This window comes from Myroides injenensis M09-0166 (assembly GCF_000246945.1).
GTDB classification, from domain to species: Bacteria; Bacteroidota; Bacteroidia; order Flavobacteriales; family Flavobacteriaceae; genus Flavobacterium; species Flavobacterium injenense.
In genome coordinates this window covers 12,748-33,281 of record NZ_BAEX01000003.1, presented here as the reverse complement: position 1 = coordinate 33,281, position 20,534 = coordinate 12,748, and the positions used below count along the sequence as shown (strand labels likewise).

The 20,534-nt window shown below is 30.7% G+C and carries 16 protein-coding genes; 5 read left to right on the top strand and 11 right to left on the bottom strand.

The features are described from left to right. Positions 1–5: 5 nt before the first annotated feature. The 7 genes from RH98_RS00980 to RH98_RS00950 all read right to left on the bottom strand — a co-directional run bounded on the left by RH98_RS00980 (position 6) and on the right by RH98_RS00950 (position 9,033). The gene (locus RH98_RS00980; protein WP_010249519.1) at positions 6–1,424 is read right to left on the bottom strand and encodes a hypothetical protein; all 1,419 of its coding nucleotides are present in this window, start codon (positions 1,422–1,424) and stop codon (positions 6–8) included. A gap of 11 nt (positions 1,425–1,435) precedes the next feature. Then, entirely contained in the window at positions 1,436–4,588 is a 3,153-nt protein-coding gene (locus RH98_RS00975) for a TonB-dependent receptor domain-containing protein (RefSeq protein ID WP_010249517.1), read from the bottom strand. A 7-nt stretch (positions 4,589–4,595) separates the two neighbouring features. Continuing rightward, complete coding sequence (locus RH98_RS00970) at positions 4,596–5,198, bottom strand: sigma-70 family RNA polymerase sigma factor (protein WP_010249515.1); 603 nt, start codon at positions 5,196–5,198, stop codon at positions 4,596–4,598. After that, a complete protein-coding gene (locus RH98_RS00965; RefSeq protein ID WP_026038657.1) occupies positions 5,191–6,147 on the bottom strand; it encodes a FecR family protein in 957 nt (318 codons plus the stop codon). Before RH98_RS00965 ends, RH98_RS00970 begins: the two co-directional genes overlap by 8 nt. Before the next feature lie 275 nt (positions 6,148–6,422). Next, positions 6,423–6,722: a DUF6520 family protein gene (locus tag RH98_RS00960; RefSeq protein WP_010249505.1), complete on the bottom strand. Its 300-nt coding sequence runs from the start codon at positions 6,720–6,722 to the stop codon at positions 6,423–6,425. A 51-nt stretch (positions 6,723–6,773) separates the two neighbouring features. Beyond that, positions 6,774–8,246 (bottom strand): MauE/DoxX family redox-associated membrane protein, encoded by a 1,473-nt coding sequence (locus RH98_RS00955; RefSeq protein ID WP_036495351.1) that lies wholly within the window; start codon positions 8,244–8,246, stop codon positions 6,774–6,776. 139 nt (positions 8,247–8,385) lie between these two features. Next, complete coding sequence (locus RH98_RS00950; RefSeq protein ID WP_010249501.1) at positions 8,386–9,033, bottom strand: response regulator transcription factor; 648 nt, start codon at positions 9,031–9,033, stop codon at positions 8,386–8,388. Between the two features lie 534 nt (positions 9,034–9,567). On the opposite strand from RH98_RS00950, the gene RH98_RS00945 reads away from it, so the two are divergent. Then, entirely contained in the window at positions 9,568–10,410 is an 843-nt protein-coding gene (locus RH98_RS00945) for an RteC domain-containing protein (RefSeq protein WP_010249499.1), read from the top strand. A gap of 446 nt (positions 10,411–10,856) precedes the next feature. Here the strand turns inward: RH98_RS00945 and RH98_RS00940 are convergent, their stop codons facing one another. The 3 genes from RH98_RS00940 to RH98_RS00930 all read right to left on the bottom strand — a co-directional run bounded on the left by RH98_RS00940 (position 10,857) and on the right by RH98_RS00930 (position 13,666). Beyond that, the gene (locus tag RH98_RS00940) at positions 10,857–11,867 is read right to left on the bottom strand and encodes an NAD-dependent epimerase/dehydratase family protein (protein ID WP_010249497.1); all 1,011 of its coding nucleotides are present in this window, start codon (positions 11,865–11,867) and stop codon (positions 10,857–10,859) included. Positions 11,868–11,931: 64 nt separating this feature from the next. Then, positions 11,932–12,507, bottom strand: coding sequence for a Crp/Fnr family transcriptional regulator (locus RH98_RS00935; RefSeq protein WP_010249495.1), 576 nt, complete (start codon positions 12,505–12,507; stop codon positions 11,932–11,934). A gap of 379 nt (positions 12,508–12,886) precedes the next feature. Then, positions 12,887–13,666 (bottom strand): AraC family transcriptional regulator, encoded by a 780-nt coding sequence (locus RH98_RS00930; RefSeq protein WP_010249492.1) that lies wholly within the window; start codon positions 13,664–13,666, stop codon positions 12,887–12,889. Between the two features lie 92 nt (positions 13,667–13,758). Between RH98_RS00930 and RH98_RS00925 the strand changes: the two genes are divergently transcribed. Genes RH98_RS00925 through RH98_RS00910 form a run of 4 tightly spaced genes read left to right on the top strand, consistent with a single transcriptional unit; the run spans position 13,759 to position 17,982 of the window. After that, entirely contained in the window at positions 13,759–13,977 is a 219-nt protein-coding gene (locus RH98_RS00925) for a hypothetical protein (RefSeq protein ID WP_010249490.1), read from the top strand. 21 nt (positions 13,978–13,998) lie between these two features. After that, entirely contained in the window at positions 13,999–15,333 is a 1,335-nt protein-coding gene (locus RH98_RS00920; RefSeq protein ID WP_010249488.1) for a TolC family protein, read from the top strand. 10 nt (positions 15,334–15,343) lie between these two features. Beyond that, complete coding sequence (locus tag RH98_RS00915) at positions 15,344–16,390, top strand: HlyD family secretion protein (protein WP_010249486.1); 1,047 nt, start codon at positions 15,344–15,346, stop codon at positions 16,388–16,390. Between the two features lie 2 nt (positions 16,391–16,392). Next, on the top strand, positions 16,393–17,982 hold the full coding sequence (locus RH98_RS00910; protein WP_026038656.1) for an MFS transporter: 1,590 nt from the start codon (positions 16,393–16,395) through the stop codon (positions 17,980–17,982). Between the two features lie 580 nt (positions 17,983–18,562). On the opposite strand, the gene RH98_RS00905 is transcribed toward RH98_RS00910, so the two are convergent. Then, positions 18,563–20,518, bottom strand: coding sequence for an OmpA family protein (locus RH98_RS00905; protein WP_010249482.1), 1,956 nt, complete (start codon positions 20,516–20,518; stop codon positions 18,563–18,565). Between the last annotated feature and the right edge of the window lie 16 nt (positions 20,519–20,534).

The following is a 20,534-nucleotide window of genomic DNA, read 5'->3' as shown; positions in this document are numbered from 1 at the left end:
TAATTCTATTTAAATAAAGGCATAATAAAAGCACTATTCTTATGGGAGACTAATACTTTGTTCATATCATATTTCATTGTTACAGTACCTGTTATAGGATCGGTACTAAAATCATCCATATCAGCTTTTTCAGGAATAAAATCTGGAATTAAAGCCTTTGTGTATTCTGAAGTAACATTAGGATTATTTCCTTGTTCAATTTGAGAAATTGGATATTTAATTCCTAAATCACTTACTCTCCTTCCTTCACTAATAAAAATTTCTTGACGAAGTAAATATATAGTATACAATAACTCATCGGTTGAATTAATTGATTCAACTGTATTTCTATCCACTTTAGTTCCAGAGACTTTATGCACTAATATCTTTCCTTTTTGACGATCTAAAACATAACCATGTTTTTCAGAAGAATTTGCATCAAACTTTACTGCGACTTCCTTTAATGGATAATCAGCTCGAATCCCACCATTTCTATTTTCTTTCTTATCATCAACTAACTCTGTTTCTCTAGCGTGAACAATATCTAAGAGTTGGTATAAATATTCTTTGCTTAATAGTATATCATTATTAGCTAAAGCCACTTCACTAAGAATCAAGTAAGCTTCTTCACTTTTAGCTAAAGCCAAAGATTTTTGATCATTTTGAGGCGTGCCCACAGAGAAAAATTTTGGATCTAAATAATCTAACCTTGGTAAAGGCGCTAAACGATTTGGTAAAGCATCAAAAGTTGCATTTTGCATTTCATTAACTAAGCTATTTTTTCCATCAAACTCTACTGTATACAATAAATTAGGAGTTGTAATAGCAATTTGTGCATAATGTTTTGCCTGTTCTTTATTTCCTAAACGATAATACGCTCTAGCTATAAATAACGCATAAGTATTTTTAAGTTCACTATTTAAGGTTAATTCATAAGCATTAGTAAAACTTTCAATGGCTAATTCTAGCATTTCTTGAGAACCAATTACAGCTCCTAATTTACTTTCTGGAAGACCAATAAACAATTCTCCTCCCAATACATTTGCATATCCCTTACAAAAGTGCATAAAAGCAATATTTTCTTTATCTAAAGTCGGATCCTTACTCAAGACAACATCAAGACCATAAGTTGCCATTTCTCGTAAAGTTTGAATACTAGCTTGTAAATTATTAACATCGGGATCGAAATAATCAATTTGAACTTGATCGAAAACCTTAGAATATTGTGTATAGTTATTAAAATAATTATCTGAGGTAATCTCAGTATTAATTACAATTACATTGGTTGTTAAAGCTAATTGCTTTTGTAAACCTATTATCCAACTATGTCCCGCATTTGGTTTATTTAAATAATCATCTTCTGTTACATAAGGATTATCAACACAACTAACTAGTGTTAGTGCTAAGATTAAAAAAACACTAAAAGCAAAATTTATTTTTCTCATAATTATTTGACTTAGAAATTAATTTTTACAGATCCTAAAAACTGTCTGGGAGCAGAATAAGTAGCATAGGCAATTCCTCCTGTAGAAGCACCGCCTTGTCCTTGAGCTGCTCCACTAATAGTTGCCTCTGGATCAAAAGATGAAGAAGTAAAATTAAAAGGATTTGAAACTGTAAATCCGAATGTTATAGATTGATAAAACTTTGAAGTAACTGGTCTAAAGTAATATGATAACCCAATTGTTCTTATTTTAAGATAATCAGTCTTTTCTACAAAATGATTAGTTAAATTCAACCAATTACTTCGACCATTTTTTTCTATTTCTTCTTTTGGTACAAAAGCATCTGAAGCACCGTAGTTATATCTAAATTGAGCATCCCAGTTTGCAGCATAACCACCAGTTTGATAATTAGCATTGGCAAATAAACTCCAATTCTTATATCTTAAACTTAATCCTATATTACCAAAAACCTCTGGAATAGTAGTCCCTAAATAAGCCTGGGGAATTGTTCTTTCCAAAGTTCCATCCTCTCCAATTATTCCGTAATTACCCCTTATAAATCCAACAGGTCTACCTTGCTCCACAACAGTTTGTAGAGTTCTAGAACTAAACCCATTAATATTAAAGGCAGGTGCTCCTCCAGTACTTAACACCTTATTTTTAAGGGTATTTACAGAACCTGTCAAATTAAAATTCCAATCCTCCAAAGCAATTACATCTAGAGAAAAATTCATTTCAAACCCTTTGTTTTCTATTTCTCCAATATTATATAATTGACTTTTTGTATAACCGCTAGAGGGAGCAGGTGGAACATAAAACAAAGCATCTTTAGTTTTAGAATAGTAATAACCTATAGACAAAGTCAAACGATTATCCCAAAAAGATGCATCAACTCCTGTTTCCCAAGTATGAGTTTTCTCAGGACGTAAATCATCATTTCCTGGTTGATCAAAGCGTGTTGCCTGTTCACCTAAATATCCATCAAAGGTTACTGTTTTTTCATTTGCATATGCAGGCGGAAGATTTCCGGCTACTCCATAGCTTCCTCGAACACGTAAGGAATTTACAAGATTACTAACAAACCATGGCTCTTGTGAAATCATATAAGACATCCCTATTTTAGGATAATATTGAACTCCAATGTTTTTTCCAAATGATGGGTTGTGATCTCCCCTTATCCCTAAATCTAAAAACAATTTATCTTTATAACCAATATTTTCAGAAAGGTAAAATCCATAATTTAAAACCTCGCTTAGAAATTCATCACTTGTGCGAATAGCAGCCTCAGAAATCGAATGCGCTCCATCTCTAATATTACGTCCTTCAATAAGAGTTTGTTTATCAGAGTTTCTAAAGAGTTGACCACCTAAAGTGGTTATAAATGAAAAATCTCTAACTTGAAAATTGTGTTGTCCATTAAATTCTACTGTTAATCCTAAGTATTTACGTTGAATCTTTTGAATACTTCCTTGGTCTTTTATTAATTGTCCTTTAGTGGCTGAAAGATATTCATTTGTTTCTATACTTTCCTGATCTTGAATACGATAATCTAAACCTCCTACTAATTTAAAAGACAAATTCTCTAAAGGTTTATATTTGAATTGTTGAGAAGTAGTAAATCGATTAACCTGAATACTATTGTCTTGTAAACGTTCAGCATTATTAACAAACTCTTTCATTTTACTAAATTCCTCATCACTGAGTTCATCTAAACGATTATTAAATCCTGGTCCAGTAATTTTAGATGCTCCATCTTCTGCGAACCACAATCCAGTATAACCTCCTTGATTTCCATTTCTATTGCGCTTATATGTATTATGTACATATAAAAATGAACTTTCATAACTAACATCTTCCGATAGCTTTGCATGGAAACCAGAGCTTAAATCAAATTTTTGATTTTCATTTTGTTTATGAATTTGTACTCCCGAAGAATTTTGATAGCTAGTTGCAAAATTATATCCAAACCCACTATCAGATTCCCCATTAATATTCATACGATACTTTTGATAAAACCCATTTTCAAATAATAAATCTTTAGTTCGCTTAAAATATAGAAAGTCTGTAGTTGGTGTCTCCACCCCCATTTCTGTATAAATATTAACATAAGTTCCTGGCATTCCTCTTTTTTTAGTAAAAATTTGAATTACACCATTTGCTGCATCAGAACCATACAATGTGGTGGCTGCTCCTCCATTAATAAACTCTATTTTATCAATATTATCCATTGGAATATCAGCAATTGAACTCATTGATGCGCCTTGAGAACTACCTCCTAAGGCAGAACGTGTATTATTATTATCTAATCGCACTCCATCAATATAAATAATAGGAGTACTACTTAAAAAAGCTGAGTTAACTCCCCTTGAACGAATTAAAGAAGTAGCACCAGCTTGCCCGCCTGTTAAATTAATTTGAGCATTAGGTAGTTTAGTGGCAAGTAATTGATCAATTCGTTGAGCAGGAATTTTCTCTAACTCACTTGCTTTAATTACAGTTACATTATTAGCTAAACGCTTTTTCTGCACATCCGCTCCTTGACCCGTAACAACAATTTCATTTAACATTTGATTGTCTTGCTCTAAAGTCACTAAAATGTTTTGATTACTTTTCGAGAAACTTAAATCCTTAGTTTTATATCCCATAAATGAAAAGGAAAGAGTAATCGGTGATTTACTAACATTTAATAAAAATTGACCATTTATATCAGTTGTAGTTATAAATTCATCACCACCATCACGTATATCCGCCCCAATAATAGCAAGTCCTTGTTGATCAACAATCCTACCTTTTAACTCCAGAAGTTTATCTATTTGTTCTTTTGGGGATTGAACTAATATTTGGTCTTCCTGAATTAGAAAAGTTAAATGAGTCACTAATTTGATTCTATCGAGCAATTGTTCTAATGAATTATATTGATTAGAGAACTCATAGGTACTGTTCAAAGGAACTTGATCAGTGATATAAACAAAACGTTGGTGAATTTGCGATTCAACTTGATCAAATACTTCTTTTAAAGTAGCCTTATTTTGAGCTAACTTTAATTTTATAGGAACTTTGACCTGCCTATTTACTAAAGTATTAGAAACGGCATACACTTTTGGGGTTTGTGTTGCAATACTAGCTAGAGTTAACGTTGCTAATAAAATGCTTTTTTTAATCATAATATTATTATTTAAGTGTGTTTGATTGTTTTCTACCTAGTGCTAAGGCAATTGTCTTAAGAGCTATACTCATATGATTCTCTATAGTATTTACTGACACATTTAAGATCTGTGCTATTTGTTGATATTTTAGCCCATCGATACGACTCATTTCAAAAATGCGTTTTGATTTAGGTGGTATTTTATCTATAATTTTTAAAAGAACTAATTGCAAATCTGCCTCATGTTCAGATTCGATAATATCATCTTCAATGGGAGATACAAGAACCTTATGCTCAACTAAGCTATATTCACAGTTAATTTTAGTTTTACTAAATATTTTCTTTTGTTGGAAAATCATATTTTTAGTCATCGTAAAGACATATACTTTAGGATTTTTAATTTCTCCTAAAGCTTCTTTATTCTGCCATATATAATAAAACACATCGGATACCTTCTCTTCTACCAAATAGATATCGTTTTCATAACTGCTGCCAAAACGACACAAGTATTTATAGTATTTTAGATAAAATTTTTCAAAAGCAACGCTATTTCCCTTTGCTATTTCTTGAAATAAGGTTAAATCATCTTGTGGCTTTAGCTCGTTTTTTTTATATAGAATATTAGGCATAAGGTTCAATTAAATAACTGTTATTTCTTAAAGTGATAGTACAATTTGCTATATAACAAAGTGCTTTTTTAAACTCCTCTAATGTTTGATTTTTAAAAACTCCAGTAATTCTATGTTGGGCAAATACATTATCATTTATTAAAAATGTTACACCATAGAATTGATTAATCTCAACCAAGGCTTCAGATAAAGGTGTGTTAGTGAAAATTAAAATTTCATTTCTCCAACCAAGAAGTTCTTCTACATTAGATTTACTTCTTTTAATTTCTCCCTTTACATTATTCCAGATTAATTGTTCATTAGGTTTTAAGTAAAGTTGTTCACCTCTTCCAAATCTAGCTAGTACTTTTCCAGAGAGTAATGCAACTTTCTTTTCTGGTGTAATAGTATTGACGCTAAACTGGGTACCAATTACTTCTACTTGTAAATCTTGATGTTTAACAATGAATTTTTTCTGAGGATTTTTCACAACATCAAAAAAAGCTTCTCCCTCTAAGTAGGCTATTCGAAGAGTGTCGTTTTGAATAAACTCTAAACTCCCTTTTCCATTAAACTCTACGATACTACCATCTTCAAGAGTTATTTTTTTTCTTACTCCTTCTAAATTAGAATAAATACTCTCAAAAAATCTATCTTTTTCATCTTTAGTTGCTTTATAATCAAATAATAAATAAGTCATAAAAAAACTACCAATAACAGCCAAAATCATACAAGCAACTCTCCAATATGTTAAATCAGTTTTAAAAGTTGTTGATTTTCGTTTTCTTACTTTATTTAAGAGTTGATTATTGTTAGGATAAGCTTGCCAGAGTAAAGAATATTCCTGATAAGTCTTTTTTAAATTTTCATCAAAAAGTAATTCTATCTCAAAAGTAATTCTTTGCTCTTCACTACATTCATTAGCTAAATACTCGATGCAGCGTCTGTTATTTATTTCTTGCTCACTCAAAATCAATTAGAAGTTTGGTTTAGTAAAGGAGTGAAATAATTGATTTTACCACTAGAATTTAAGGTTATTGAATGATTAAGAAATCGTTAAGACTTTTTCTATCACAAATATTTCCAAGAATTTGTCATTATCCAAAACAAATTAAGCACTGATAAACATTGTAGTTTAATGTGCTTATTACATATAAATAAAACTGTAAGTTATATTTATCCTATATAAGGGTATATACTTTTTTTGATACAAAAAGCGTCCTTATTAAAAGGACGCTATTAGAATTAATTTTCATTTATCTTGTACAGTGGAAGTGTACATACGGTTTGATTTAATATAGGATTAAATTCTTTATCATACAATGGATGATCAATATTAGATGCATCAGTCCAAGTACATAACTCTTCACTAAATTCTGTACTACACATCTCTTTTTGTTCACACTCAAGACCCTGTGAATCAATCTTCTGATAACCAGGAACGAGTGTTTGAACATTCTTCATTGCATTTGTTGCAAATGCACCACCGATAGCAAGACCAAATACTAAGATTGGCATACTTGCTGATTTTAAAAACTTTTTCATTTTAATAAAATTTAATTGGTTAGTAGCTTATTTTAAAGATTAAGCAAAACTTTAATTAAACTTGTCTGTTAATGATCTGGCCAGTTTGTAACGCACAAGTTTTTGATCAAACAGTCCATAGATATGATGGTCTGTAACAATTAAATCAATAAGCTTACTATCCCCTAGGTCATTGATATAAAAGCTAGCGATATAATTGTCTTTTTTAAAGTCGTAGATATCAACAATACTAGCTTGTCTATAGATTGCCTTGGACTCGTTTTGTCCAAGAGAATTTGATACAATAAACAAAAGATTGTTTTTAACTACTACTCTTTGATTTATAGCCCTTACAGGGGTTGTCATTTTATTCTCGCCTGATGATAATCTAGTAGCTGTAATATCTAAGGATTTTGTGGTATCAATAGTGTTTTGAGCAGAGAGCAGCTCAAGGCTAGGGCTTATTAAAATATACCTGTTCTTATAATAATAAGTATAGATTAAAGTCTTTTCTAATTTGCTAAAGCTAAAACTACCATCTGTATCAAATACACCATCAGTATCACTTTTCAATATATTAGAGTTTAAATGAGTTCTTGGATTACTTTGTGAATCAATAAGTCCTAATACATTTTTATAATTTTCACTACTTTGACTTTTAATTGCAATTGCTGTGGAATCAATTGGAATATAATCCGAAAAATAAGCTTCCTTAAAGCTAAACACCTGTGTTTGTTTTGCTTTTTCACTAGAGTTTAATCGTCCTTTATAAACAATAGGAATAGAACCATCACCAAGAAAAAAGTAAGGATAAAATGTTTTTAATCTCAAGTAGGTGTATTTAAACTGAGTTGAATCTATTTTTATAGTATAGTCCTCTCTTTGCATTAACGAATCAACACTAATAAATATAAGTGGAGATTTACTATTACCCAGATATACTTTGTCTTTATAGTAGCCTGAGAAGTAAAACGTATTTACCTTTAAATCTAAAGTGTCCTGTTCTACTACGCCATAAGGCAGGTATCTTCTTATAAAAGGATTTTCTTTTTTTATGATATACTCAGAAGATAGAAAAATAATTATTACTATCCCAATGCTTATTAGTGTAGTTGTAATGGATAATATAAAAAAGCGCTTTGATTTATTTTCGGTATAAAAGATAGCTAACAAAATTAAAACACTTACAATTATATTAAACCATAAATGTTCACTCCAGCCTAGTTTTTCAAGTACACCCCCACACGAGCATGGAATAAAGTCACTGTAGTTTAATATCAAGTAGATATAAATGGTAAAGGCTACCATTAGACTATAACTTAAATACAATCCTAATAGCCTTGTTGGTCTTAGTATTAGTAAAAAAGCAATAATAAGCTCGGATATTACAACTAAATAAGCTATAACCCTTGAGTAAATACTTAAAACAGGAGACTGAGTAAGTTGTACTTTAAACTCTTCAAATGTAATTAGTTTACTTATTGCTGCATAAACCAAAAGAAGTACAATAAAATAGCGTATAACAAAGATATATTTAGTTTTCATGGCGGTATGGATTTGATTCACACCAAACATACAAACCATTAATTTTCAAATCAATACGTGTTTTCACCTAATTTTATGTCCTAAAAGAGCACATTTTTAGTTTTTGTAAAGAAAGGGGCTATATTTTTAAAGTAATAGTTTAGATATCAAAATCTTGTTGACTAATATAATAATGGCGTAAAGCAAACAAAATAACACCTATAAAGTTCTTCGAATCTGTTTTTTGCAACAGTATCTCTTTGTGCTTCTCCACTGTTCTAAAGCTAATATTTAGCTTATCGGCGATTTCTCTACCACTATACTGTTTGGCAAAGAGTTTTATAATTTCAAGTTCTCTCTCGGAAATATTTACCACAAAGGGAGCCTTATCTTGTTGCAAATAGCTAAGCTCTTGTTTAATCCTCTGATCTAAATATATCCCAGATTCTTTAACCGTTAGTATTATCCGTTCAAGCTCTACAGGGTCAAACTCTTTACTTAAATATCCTGAGATATTGTATCGAAATAGTTGAGACAAGGTAAACAAATCTATTTGCATGGTAAGAATAACAATTTTTATCTCAGGATAATACCAAGATAACTCCTCTGTGGTTTGAAAACCATCTTTAACTGGCATTTGAATATCTAGAAAAACAACATCTACTGTTTGCATATCTAAAGCATCAATAAATTCTTGTCCATTAGAGCATTTTAATACAACCTCAACCTTGGGTATCGTTTTTAATAAAAGCTCTAAATGATCTAAAAATTGCGTGTGATTATCCACAATAGCTACTTTAACACTCATATTAAAATATGTATTACTAGTTAATCTATCCTTGGTTAATTACTTATCCATCAACTCCATTTGATTATTTTACAGTTAAATCACAATTTAAAATTTAAAAAAAATCTACATCGCTAATTAACAACTACTTACAAAATAGTATTTTTATCATAAATTATCATAACATAAACCCGACTTTAACATTTATATATTTTAAAATCAGCACTTTAACTAGTATAAATTAACTTCAAAGTAATTTATTTGTAAAACCTTTTATAAGCTCACTCTACCTAATAAACAAATCATTATATACCAAAGCTAACTTATAAACAAGTAACTATAATTGAGTTATCAACTAAGTGTTACATCTGGTTTACCTACAAGAAAAAAACAGCTATTAACAATTCACTTTTCTTGTTTTAAAGCATTAGAATCAATACGTGTTTTCACGTATTGACTCTAATGTTTTTATTAGCTTATTTTATCAAGCAACTAAAAGTTCTAAGAGTTTTTTCATGTTCCATAGCAAATAAAACCCCTAAATAAATAAAAGTAATGGCACAATTAAACAACTACAAAAAAGCACTGGAAACAATTATTGAACAAGAAGAAAAAATCATCTGTAAAAAAGATATCTGCCTTGAAGATTTATCTAAAATGATTTGTTTTCTACAAGTGGTGCTTTTAGAATTAAAAAATAAAATCTTAGAGAAAGGATTTGACTCGGTAAGGCAAGAAATTTTATTTTTCAAAACCATAAAACCTAAAATATTAGGTAAACTCATCTACTATAACAAGATATATAAATATGAAATAAATGCCCCGAAGCATTGTGAATTAAAACGAAAATTCTTCAGTAAAATACTCAAAGAATTACATTTAGATTATAAAAAACACCATTATAAAAATGATTTCTACATCTACTACAAAACAAATAGAGAAGATAGAGACCAAGAGTTTTTCACCCTTGGTAAAATCAATATTTTAAGTGGTATAAATAGTTATGGCTTTGAAATAGACAGTGAATTCTCAACCTATTACGACTATAAAATTGCACGTATTATCTCCCATGAACTCTTACTTGAGTATATAAGTAAAAAGGTCTGTTCAACCCATAATTTAAACAATAATCAGCCTTATAAAACTACCTCTTATAACTGGTCAGAATCACAAAATGCACTTATTGAACTCATCTACGCGTTATCGGTATCAGGTTCGATAAACAACGGAGAATTAGAGATTAGAAAAATAGCGCTTGTCTTTGAGCAGATTTTCGATATTTCAATTATTGATATTCATCATGCCTTTCATAGAATGAAAACAAGAAGTAAATCAAGAACGATTTATCTTGATAAATTAAAAGAATCCTTAGAGCGTTATATGGATAGGTATATTTAAAACATGTTTTTTTAGCCTTATAAAAATAATTAATTCAAAAAAGACTTATAAGATAAACTCTGGACTGACCCCAAAAAGTTAGACACTTTTTGGGGCATGTCTAAAAGTAGAGGCTTTTTAATATGCATCTCAATAGACTCTGCATAATAGGGTTAATTAAATTAATAGATTATTTTTGTTATTTTGGATACAGTAATTAGAGCTAATACACTGCAGATATACCATGATCGAAGGATGTAATACTTGTAACTAGCAATTTGCTTTTTTTTGGAAAACTCTAAAAAAAATCAAAAAGAATAATTACTTACTTTAATAGTAGTTTATAAATGTATGGTATTTGTAGTATAAAAAAGAAACTGAATATCTACAACTTAAAAAATATTGAATAAAAGAAGGTTAAAAATAGGTATCCATTTAATTGTAATTTAAAAGGACACCTAATAGAGTTAGAGTAAATGCTTATTCTGCATCAAGTATTCCAGTGCTTTTTTCACTATCTTTTCAGGCTTTTGTGGATTAAAGCCTAAATCGTTTCTTGATTTAGAAATATCAAAATCTTGCTGCAATCCAGAGAACATCGCAATTTGTTTTGTGGTTAATACAGGAGGTTTTCCACTTAACTTTGCCGAAAACTCCATAAACCCTGCAATGGCATATAATACAACTTTAGGGACAGATTCTGGTACTTTAAGCTTAAGCTCTGGATACAATTCTTGAGCTAATTTAGTGGTATCGGTAATGGTCATACACTTTTGGTTAGCAAGAATATAGCGTTCTCCAGCCCGACCTTTATCTGCAGCTAGGTAGCAACCTTCTGCAACATCGTTTACATCCACCCAATTTAGTGTAATTTTTGTATCCATAGGAATTCTTTTATTTAAAATTAATTTCAGCACTCCATAAGATACATTTAATGGTAAAAATGCTTCACCACCTATCATCGCACCTGGCATAACTGATACCAACTCAATTCCAAGTTTTTTAGCTAGATTAAATGCCAATTTTTCACCGTCATTTTTAGAATTGTAATACATATCTCTTCGATCTGGATTATAACCATTACTTTCTTTAGTAGGAAGATGAGTATAATCTAATGCTGCGATGGAACTCACATAAACAATTCTTTTCACACCTGCTTGTGCTGCAGCCTCTATAGTATTACGTGTCCCTTGAATATTTACATCATAAATCTCTTTCTTAGGATCTTTAGCCCATAATTTGAAAGCTGCACCTACAGCATAAAATGTTTCCACACCTTGCAAGGCTCTAACAAATGAATCCTTATCTGTAATATCTGCCTGTACAAGCTGACAATCTAAATCTTTGAAACACTCCTTATTATTGAGATTTCGAACAGAAGCGCGAACTTGAAATCCTTTTTTTATCAGTAATCTAACTAGATTATTGCCCAAATGTCCATTTGCACCTGATACCAATACTAAATTTTTATTTGTCATATAGAATGATTTTAAATGATAGGACAAAGTTCTGTCTTACTTGTTGAAAATCACTTCACAAATGTTACCTAATGATCTGCTTGCGAATACGACTTAAGCTTTTAGGATTCATCCCCAAAAAGGAGGCGATATATTGCATTGGAACCTTGTGCAATACTTCAGGATGCTCTTGCATCAATTTTAAATAACGCTCTTGGGCAGTTAGGCTTGCTAATTCTTTAGAGCGTTTTTCATTATAAGATAACGATTGCTCAAATACAAGGATACTAAAGTCTTTAAATGCTGGACTTTTCTGAAGAAGTAAATCAAGATTAGTTTTTGTAATACGTAAAAGCTCACATTCGGTTATTGTTTGCAAATTTTCATCTGATTTGCTCTGATTTGCAAAACTTGTGTAAGATGTAATAAATCCTGTAGGACAATTAATCTGTGTGGTAAGTTCATCACACTTATCATTGTAATGAAACAAACGAATAAAACCTGATATAACAAAATACATATACCTTGGAACTTCCCCTTGCTTTTGAAGAATTCTACTTTTGGGATACAATACAGGTTCAAAATATTCAATACACAGATCTCTTTCTTTTTCTGAAAGAGTAACATTTGCTGTAATAAGTTGAATTAACCGATTATACATGCTACAAATTTACACAAATAAACCTCAACAAAAACGCTCTTTAAAACAATGCTTCTAGTAAGACTTATTATTTATAATTACCAAATATCTGTTAGTTTGATTTTAAGATAATTACAAGCGGCTAATTATTTAAATACTCTATTGGCTAAGAATGGATAAAAACACAATTACTCTTTTATTTATCTTGCTAGTGTATTTGTATTTTCATTTCTAAGTTAAAATATACGTTTTCTATTACAAATTTGTTGTGATAATAACAATAATATCAGTTAAATATTGGCAAACTATAAAAATATGTGCTAGCCAATTAAAGGACAAAACTTCATAGCTATTAACAAAGCCGTGAATTTAAGTTCACATAGTTATAAATTACTATTCCTTATTTTGTTTTAAATTCAGTGGGTCTCATATTGGTGAGTTGCTGAAAATTATTACTAAAGGCAGATATATTTGAATATCCAACTTCATAGGCTATTTGTGTCATATTCAAATCTGTATCTTTTATCAACTCCATCGCCTTGATAATACGTAGCATTTTTAAGTATTGAACAAAAGTGATATGTAACTTGGTTTGAAATAATCTGGTAAAACTCCTTACACTCATACCTGATTGGGAAGCAATGCTATTTAAACTTAGATGTTCATTTAATCGATTTCTAAAACTTTCGATTATAATATTGAGCCTTTGATCATCTGTTGTAGGGAGTTGAATTGAAAATTTTTTAAGATTCTCCTTTGATAATAATTCTTTAAGCATTGACAAAAAACCAAATTCCCATGAATAATTAAAGTACTCCCCTTGCCATTTTTCACTAAATGAGAGCATCTCTGCCAAAAGCTTACTTACAGGATAAATACCCAATTCATTATAAAAATTATCTGCTTTTTCATCTGGAAAATAAATATTGACAAGATATAAATCCTGTGTGTTAAACATCAAGTTATGAGAGAAGTTTTTAGGTATCCATATATAATGATTAGCTGGAATATAGAAATCCTTTGTATCAGTTTGCAAATAAGCAATTCCTCCATACACTAATAACAACTGAGCCTTATTATGCTGATGAGCTGGCAAACGCTGCTCGGTTTGCTGTCGCATCACAAGAATTGAATCAGGATTTTGATCCACAGTATTTATTAATTGATTAAGAATTTCCATATGGCCAAATATAATAAATAATAGGCTAATTATATAAAAAAACAACCCAGAGTGTTCAATAATTTTGTTGTGTTAACAATAGTAGAAACATTATGAAACATGAAATCATAAAACCTGATAAAGATTTTGCACTTGAAATACAAGCTCAAAAATCTAAACATAAATTAATTCATGAAGAAATTGATAAATCCAACATTTACTGGTTGGCTTATGCCTATTCAAGTCCTTTTATGCCAACTATCGATTTAAGCTTTGCTCTTGATGAGTTGAAAAAGCTTATAAAACAATGGTTAAAAAGAAAAAGAAACTAATTATTTATAAAAACAAAACTAATGAAACTATCTAAAACAGTTCTAATTTTGGGCGTACTGATGCTGTTATTTACAACCCACATTTACGCTCAACATACAGAAAAAATCCAACCTTTAAGTTTGGAAGAAATATGGAAAGTTGCTGAAATGAATAATCGACAACTGAAACTATCTGACCTATACCATCAGCAAAGTAAAATAGAAATATTAGAAGCTAAAGACCTTTTGTTACCAGAGATTTCGTTAGGTGCAGACGTAAAACTAAATTCTAAATTTCTTATCTACGACAATGGATTATTCTCCTCTGCACAAGATGTCCCTGTAAAAGGTTATGGGTATGCAGTGGGCTACAACTTAAACTTTAATCTTTACAATGGTGGTAAAGACAAAAGGAATATTGCCATGAAAAAGCAAGCAGAGACACGAAAACAATATGAAGTAGATCTACAAAACCAAAGTGTAAAATATAACGTCGCAGGTGCTTTTTTTGATTTATATAAGTTTTTGCATTTCTATGATTTTTTGTATGCAGAGATTGAATCAGAAAAAAAACAATTGAGATTAATAGAGAGTCTGCATAAAAACGGCACCGTATTAAAGAGTGATGTACTGAGAAGCTCCGTGAAATTGTCTCAACTGGAACTTAGTCTTTCGGATATTACAAAAAAGATTGAAATCGCCAAACAACGGATTAATATTCTAATGAGACGTGAAAATGATATGGAGCTAGCAATCAAATACGAAGATGACATGCAATTAAACGCTAATACATTCAGTGACTACAATGATTATCTAGACATTGCTTTCACCAAATCTCCCGCATACAAAATTGCTGGTAGTGACATTAAATGGAGCGAACTGAATGTAAAACAAGTAAAAGCTAGCTTATTACCTAAAGTTTCTTTGTATAGTAATTATAATTACACTTATCCACAGATTTCCTTTTATCCGTATTCAAATGACTTGTGGGGATTTGGTCAAACAGGAATTAAAGTACAATATTCTATTGATAATTTGTACAAAAGTAAACATACAATTACTCTTGCTCAAATTGTTAGCAATCAAGCTAAGGAAAAAGCAGAAATAAAAAAGGAAGAAATCTCTCTTCAGGTAAAAGAAGCTTATCTACAGCAAAAGCAGGCTTTGCAGAGCGTTGAAACGGCAGAAAAAAATATAATTAAAACCACTGAAACTCTTCGTGTTATCAGAAGTAGCTACCTAAATCAAGAATCACTACTAACTGATCTTTTGGAAGCAGAAAATGCTTTGTTGGAAGCTAAATTCAATTTGACAATAGCACAAACAAATGTAAAAGTAACCCATATCAGGCTATTGGCAATTATCGGAATTCTTTAATACAAATATTATGAACAAAAATAAAACAGATAAAATTATTGTAAGCCTAACCAAATGGTTTGGTATCGCACTATTCATAGGAATAATTATTTGGGGATCTACCTATTTCTTAAAGGGATATTGCTATGAACAGACTAATGATGCACAGGTAGATGCTTATCTCTCACCGATAAACGCAAAAGTGGGTGGTTATATCAACAAAATATATTACAAAGACAATCAGCTTGTTAAAAAAGGTGATACACTTGCCATTATTGAGTTGGACGAGTATAGACTGAAAAAAGATGTCGCTTTAGCAGAGCTCATAAGTTCACGCGCTAAATTACCGATTTTAACTGCAAGCAAAGAAACACATCTTAAAAGTATAGAGGTTATAAAAGCACAATTAATAGGGGCTAAAGCAAGATTGAACCAACAGCAAAAAGAATTTGACCGTTATAAAAATCTACTAGCGGATAAATCGACCACACAACAAAAATTTGATAACATCAATACTTCTTTATCCATTGCACAGTCAGATTATGATCAGGCTAAAGCTTCTTTACAAGTAGCAGAATCTAAATTGAATGATTTTAGAGCTCAACATAGTGCGATACAAGCAGAGATAAAAATTAAGGAAACACTTGTTCAAAGACAGGAATTGGACGTTCGACATACGGTAATCACAGCCCCCTTTGATGGACAGATTGGTAAAAAGACCATTCAAGAAGGACAACTAATACAAGCTGGACAAACATTAGCTTTTTTGCTCAACAAAGCCGAAGAAAAATGGGTTATTGCAAATTTTAAGGAAACACAAATTGGCAACTTCAAAATCGGACAGGTGGTATCCATTGAGGTTGATGCCTTTCCAAATGAAAAATTCAACGGTACTATCGAATCACTTTCCCCAACCACAGGTTCACGGTATTCATTACTTCCACCAGATAATGCTACAGGTAATTTTGTTAAAATCATCCAACGTATTCCTGTAAGAATTAAACTGACTGATACCCCTGAAAAATTAGGGAAACTCTCTGCCGGAATGAATGCCAATGTTTATGTTTTAAAAAATTAATGATGCAAGCACATAAAATACCGATTTTCAAATCCTGGGTATCTGAATGGGTGGCGCGATCCGTTATATTCGCTATTCTAATGACCTGTCTATTTAGCTTCGCTTTTTATAGCAATCCGATTGCAACAATGGGATTCTACGGTATACAGTCTACCGATGTACAATATGCTATGGTTGTTATTTACGGCTCTACTGTAGCTTTCCTTGCACTTGATTTTCGGATCGTAAAATATTTTGCTCCTAGGAAATATTTATTGTTTGCCCTTGCCATAAATGCAATATGTTCTTTGATCTGTTTTCATTTCAAAGATTGGACATTGTTTATTATTTGCCAGTTTTTTCAAGGGATTACCTGTGCGTTGATGTCTGGAATTGTTTTACAACTTATTTTCCCTAGATTACAATCTGTACGTGCCCGTGTGATTGCTTTTAGCCTACTGTATGGTAGTATACAGATTGCCGTACCTTTTTATTCAATTTTTACCAGCTTAGTTACTCATTTTTTTGATTTTAACTGGCTATTCTACGGATTTACTGTCATACTCATAATTCTAACAATTACCGTATTGCTGACAATGAACAGTAAGGCACGTTTTACAAAAAAAATCCCACTTTATCAAGTGGACTGGATCGGCTATTTATTTTATGTATCTTTTATCTTGATCTTGGGATACATCCTTGTATATGGGAGACAATTGGGTTGGTGTGATAGTTCATTAATCACTAAACTTTGTGTAATTAATCTAATTATTCTTTTGATTTTCATAATAAGAGAATTAAAACTTAAACGACCATTAATTAACTTGCAGATTTTCAAGATAAAGAATTTTCTCATTGGTCTATTACTTCTTTTTACATTTTATATTTTTAAAGGAAGTACAGGACTTGCCTACGGTTATCTTGAAGTAATTTTAGGAACCGACCCACTGAGTACCATTCCGATATGGATATCTGTAATTTTTGGAACGATACTAAGTATGTTTGTTAGTTCTAGATTTATCTTGATGGGTTACAACCTTGTAAGAATAATTATTGTTGGCTTTGGAATAATGGCGATTTATTATACTTATATGATATTATTTGTTTCTGTACAAGGCCAAACAATTGATTTCATTCTACCTATGTTTATTTATGGTGTAGCAACGGGAGTCTTATTTGTTCCCATTGTTTCATTCACCACTTCATCGGCACCACCAGCAATCGCTATCAATGCATCACTCATTGGAATACTCTCTAGGTTTACTGGGTTTACAGCTAGTCTGACACTGAATAACGAACTTCAATTGTTTGCAAAATCAGGAGTTCGCGAAAGGATTCGGGAAGCACTCACGGAAACCAATCCTCAATTACCAGTTACCTTACTTGATATTCAAAATCAATATATAAATGCCGGAAGCGATATCTATAGTTCAAAGGCAGCATCCACAGGCTATTTTAATCAAATGGTAGCTCATCAAATATTAGCTAGTGCCACTAGAAATTATTACGACTGGATGCTAACAGGTGTGATTTTGGTAATTGTTATTTTACTGCTATTACCTCAAATACAAAACGTTGTTTTAAAATTAAGAAAAGGCAATATACCTTACTAATAATCATGGCTTTGAAAACATAAAAAGCTTTTTCATGAATAAACTTTATATTAAAACAGCAACAGTTCAAGTAAAGATAAGGGTTAATTATACCCTGTATAAAATACAAGCAATAATTTCTCTTGGATAAAAAAAATTCAAAACAAGAAGTTTAACAATACTAAAATAGTGCCTTTCTTTTTTTAAAAAGAATTATAAAAGTGATAAATAATTCTGACTATACTCAAATTTGATAAAGAATTTAAATTCTTTATCAAATTTGAACTTATACTCTTCAATAGACTTGTTTGCTAATACTTTATAAAGATGATAAGATTGTAATGCTTTCTGCTTTTAACAGCTAATACATGTAGATAGTAAGTATCATTAATAAATTCATCTAATACGTTTACTTTATAAAATAATTAAAACACGATATATATAAATTCTTGCGCTGTTTTACCATAACTTAATATATTGTCCTGTCTTAAGATAACAACACACAAAAAACCATATTTAGAAAAAAAAACAGTAGTAAACTAAAGCTTACTACTGTTAAATATTTGTATTGTTAAATTATTAATCCTGTATCGATTCTTTATTAAATATCTAGAATTATAAATTCACTTCTACGATTGGCTTGATGCATTTCTTTACTACAAGGTACATTATTTGCGCATTGATTCACTAACTGAGTCTCGCCGTATCCCTTACCTGTTATTCGTTCAGCTTGAATTCCTTGATTTATTATCCAATTGATAGTTGATTTTGCTCTTTTATCAGATAGTCTTAAATTATAATTATCATTTCCTCTACTATCTGTATGTGATCTTACATCAATTTTTAATTGGGGATACATCTTTAAAACTTCCACTATTTTAGCTAACTCTACCGCAGCATCCTTTCTTATATTAAATTTATCAAAATCAAAATAAATAGGATCAAGTTTAAGCTTTTTAAATAAATCATCTTCTTTTTCTATTCTCTGCTCAATTGGTTCAAGTGCAATGTCTAGATATTTATAGGAATCAAATTCTTTACCCAAAACAACGCTCACCTCATTGGTGTGATACTCTTGTTTGCTGGCTTTAATTCTAAATTTGTAATTACACAATAATTCTTTGGTTAAGAATTCTCCTAAACTATCTGATTTTAACTCTTCAATAATATTGTAATTTGCATCATATAAGACCAAATTTGCATCTGTTATTGCCTCTAGAGTATTTTGATCAAATACTTTACCTTTTATCTTTTGCGTGCAATCTACCACTTGAAAAAAATAAATATCATCACTACCTTTTGCTTCTTCTCGATTTGAAGACACCAATCCTTTTCTATTTTTCTCGTTAATGTAGAAAGAAAAATCATCTCCAGGGCTATTAATTGGAGCGCCAACATTGGTCACTGTACCAAAACTTCCATCAAAGTTAATCTTTACCTTATAGACATCTAATCCACCAAGACCAGGTCTTCCATCAGAAGAGAAATACAAAATATTATCATGAGAAATAAAAGGAAATGTCTCACGAGCTTCAGTATTTATTTTGCTTCCCAAGTTCACAGCTGCACTATAGCTACCATCGGGATAAATGCTAACTTTATATAAATCTGACTCCCCAATACTGCCTTGTCTATCAGAGACAAAGTATAATTCTTTTTCATCTACACTTAAAGCAGGATGAGCAGTATTAAAATCATCAGAATTAAATGGGAGTTCAATTGCTTGTGACCAATTGCCATCACTTTGTAACTCCGATTTATAAATCTTTAATAAAATAGAATACTCTTGATTGTGAACCTTTTTACCTTTTTTAAAATTATTTCTAGTAAAATACATTGTTTTACCATCTTTAGTAAATACTGCAGAGGACTCATTTACTTTACTTTTTAAACTTTTATCAAATAATTCAGGCTCACTAAAACTGCCATCACTTGAGATTTTAGAACTATACAAGCTTGTAAATGCTTCATTTGTCCATTTATGAACCTTTTCTTTATTTTGAGTCGCTCTTGCTGATGTAAATATTAGTTTATCACCTAAAAAAGCAGACCCATAATCAGAGTATTCACTATTGATCTCTAAGGATTTTAACTCATATCTTTTTATAGTAGAATTTATCTCAGAAAGGTAAGTATCTTTCTTATCAAGAAACAGCCTGGCTCTACTATCATTGTTTTCCAACTTTACAAACTCCTGCATAATAGCATCTGCTTTATTATAATCCTCTACGGACTTTAATGTTTGCGAATATCTATAATAGTATTCAGAGGGTAAACTGTGCTTTTCTTGTTTTGCAAAATCAAATAATTCTTGATACCATTTATTTGCTTGTTTTAACTCTGCCTTAAAGTAATATGCATCGGCTAGTTTTGATAGTGTGTTAATACTCTTATAACCTTTGTCAAAGATTCTTTTATAGACCTCTATGGCATCGACATATTCAAATTGGTCAAATTTATGATCGGCCTTTTTCTCTTTAAGGTTTTGTCCCACACTTACCGCGGGTAAACAAGTTAAGAAAATCACAGACAATAGCTTTATTAAATTCTTTTTCATATTAAACTCAATTTAT

Bases quoted from the DNA above. Each gene is read 5' to 3' on its own strand.
- RH98_RS00940 (WP_010249497.1), bottom strand. From the start codon at position 11,867: ATGACAAATAAAAATTTAGTATTGGTATCAGGTGCAAATGGACATTTG.
- RH98_RS00925 (WP_010249490.1), top strand. From the start codon at position 13,759: ATGAAACATGAAATCATAAAACCTGATAAAGATTTTGCACTTGAAATA.
- RH98_RS00935 (WP_010249495.1), bottom strand. From the start codon at position 12,507: ATGTATAATCGGTTAATTCAACTTATTACAGCAAATGTTACTCTTTCA.
- RH98_RS00960 (WP_010249505.1), bottom strand. From the start codon at position 6,722: ATGAAAAAGTTTTTAAAATCAGCAAGTATGCCAATCTTAGTATTTGGT.
- RH98_RS00910 (WP_026038656.1), top strand. From the start codon at position 16,393: ATGCAAGCACATAAAATACCGATTTTCAAATCCTGGGTATCTGAATGG.
- RH98_RS00915 (WP_010249486.1), top strand. From the start codon at position 15,344: ATGAACAAAAATAAAACAGATAAAATTATTGTAAGCCTAACCAAATGG.
- RH98_RS00920 (WP_010249488.1), top strand. From the start codon at position 13,999: ATGAAACTATCTAAAACAGTTCTAATTTTGGGCGTACTGATGCTGTTA.
- RH98_RS00930 (WP_010249492.1), bottom strand. From the start codon at position 13,666: ATGGAAATTCTTAATCAATTAATAAATACTGTGGATCAAAATCCTGAT.
- RH98_RS00980 (WP_010249519.1), bottom strand. From the start codon at position 1,424: ATGAGAAAAATAAATTTTGCTTTTAGTGTTTTTTTAATCTTAGCACTA.
- RH98_RS00955 (WP_036495351.1), bottom strand. From the start codon at position 8,246: ATGAAAACTAAATATATCTTTGTTATACGCTATTTTATTGTACTTCTT.
- RH98_RS00970 (WP_010249515.1), bottom strand. From the start codon at position 5,198: ATGCCTAATATTCTATATAAAAAAAACGAGCTAAAGCCACAAGATGAT.
- RH98_RS00945 (WP_010249499.1), top strand. From the start codon at position 9,568: ATGGCACAATTAAACAACTACAAAAAAGCACTGGAAACAATTATTGAA.
- RH98_RS00950 (WP_010249501.1), bottom strand. From the start codon at position 9,033: ATGAGTGTTAAAGTAGCTATTGTGGATAATCACACGCAATTTTTAGAT.
- RH98_RS00975 (WP_010249517.1), bottom strand. From the start codon at position 4,588: ATGATTAAAAAAAGCATTTTATTAGCAACGTTAACTCTAGCTAGTATT.
- RH98_RS00905 (WP_010249482.1), bottom strand. From the start codon at position 20,518: ATGAAAAAGAATTTAATAAAGCTATTGTCTGTGATTTTCTTAACTTGT.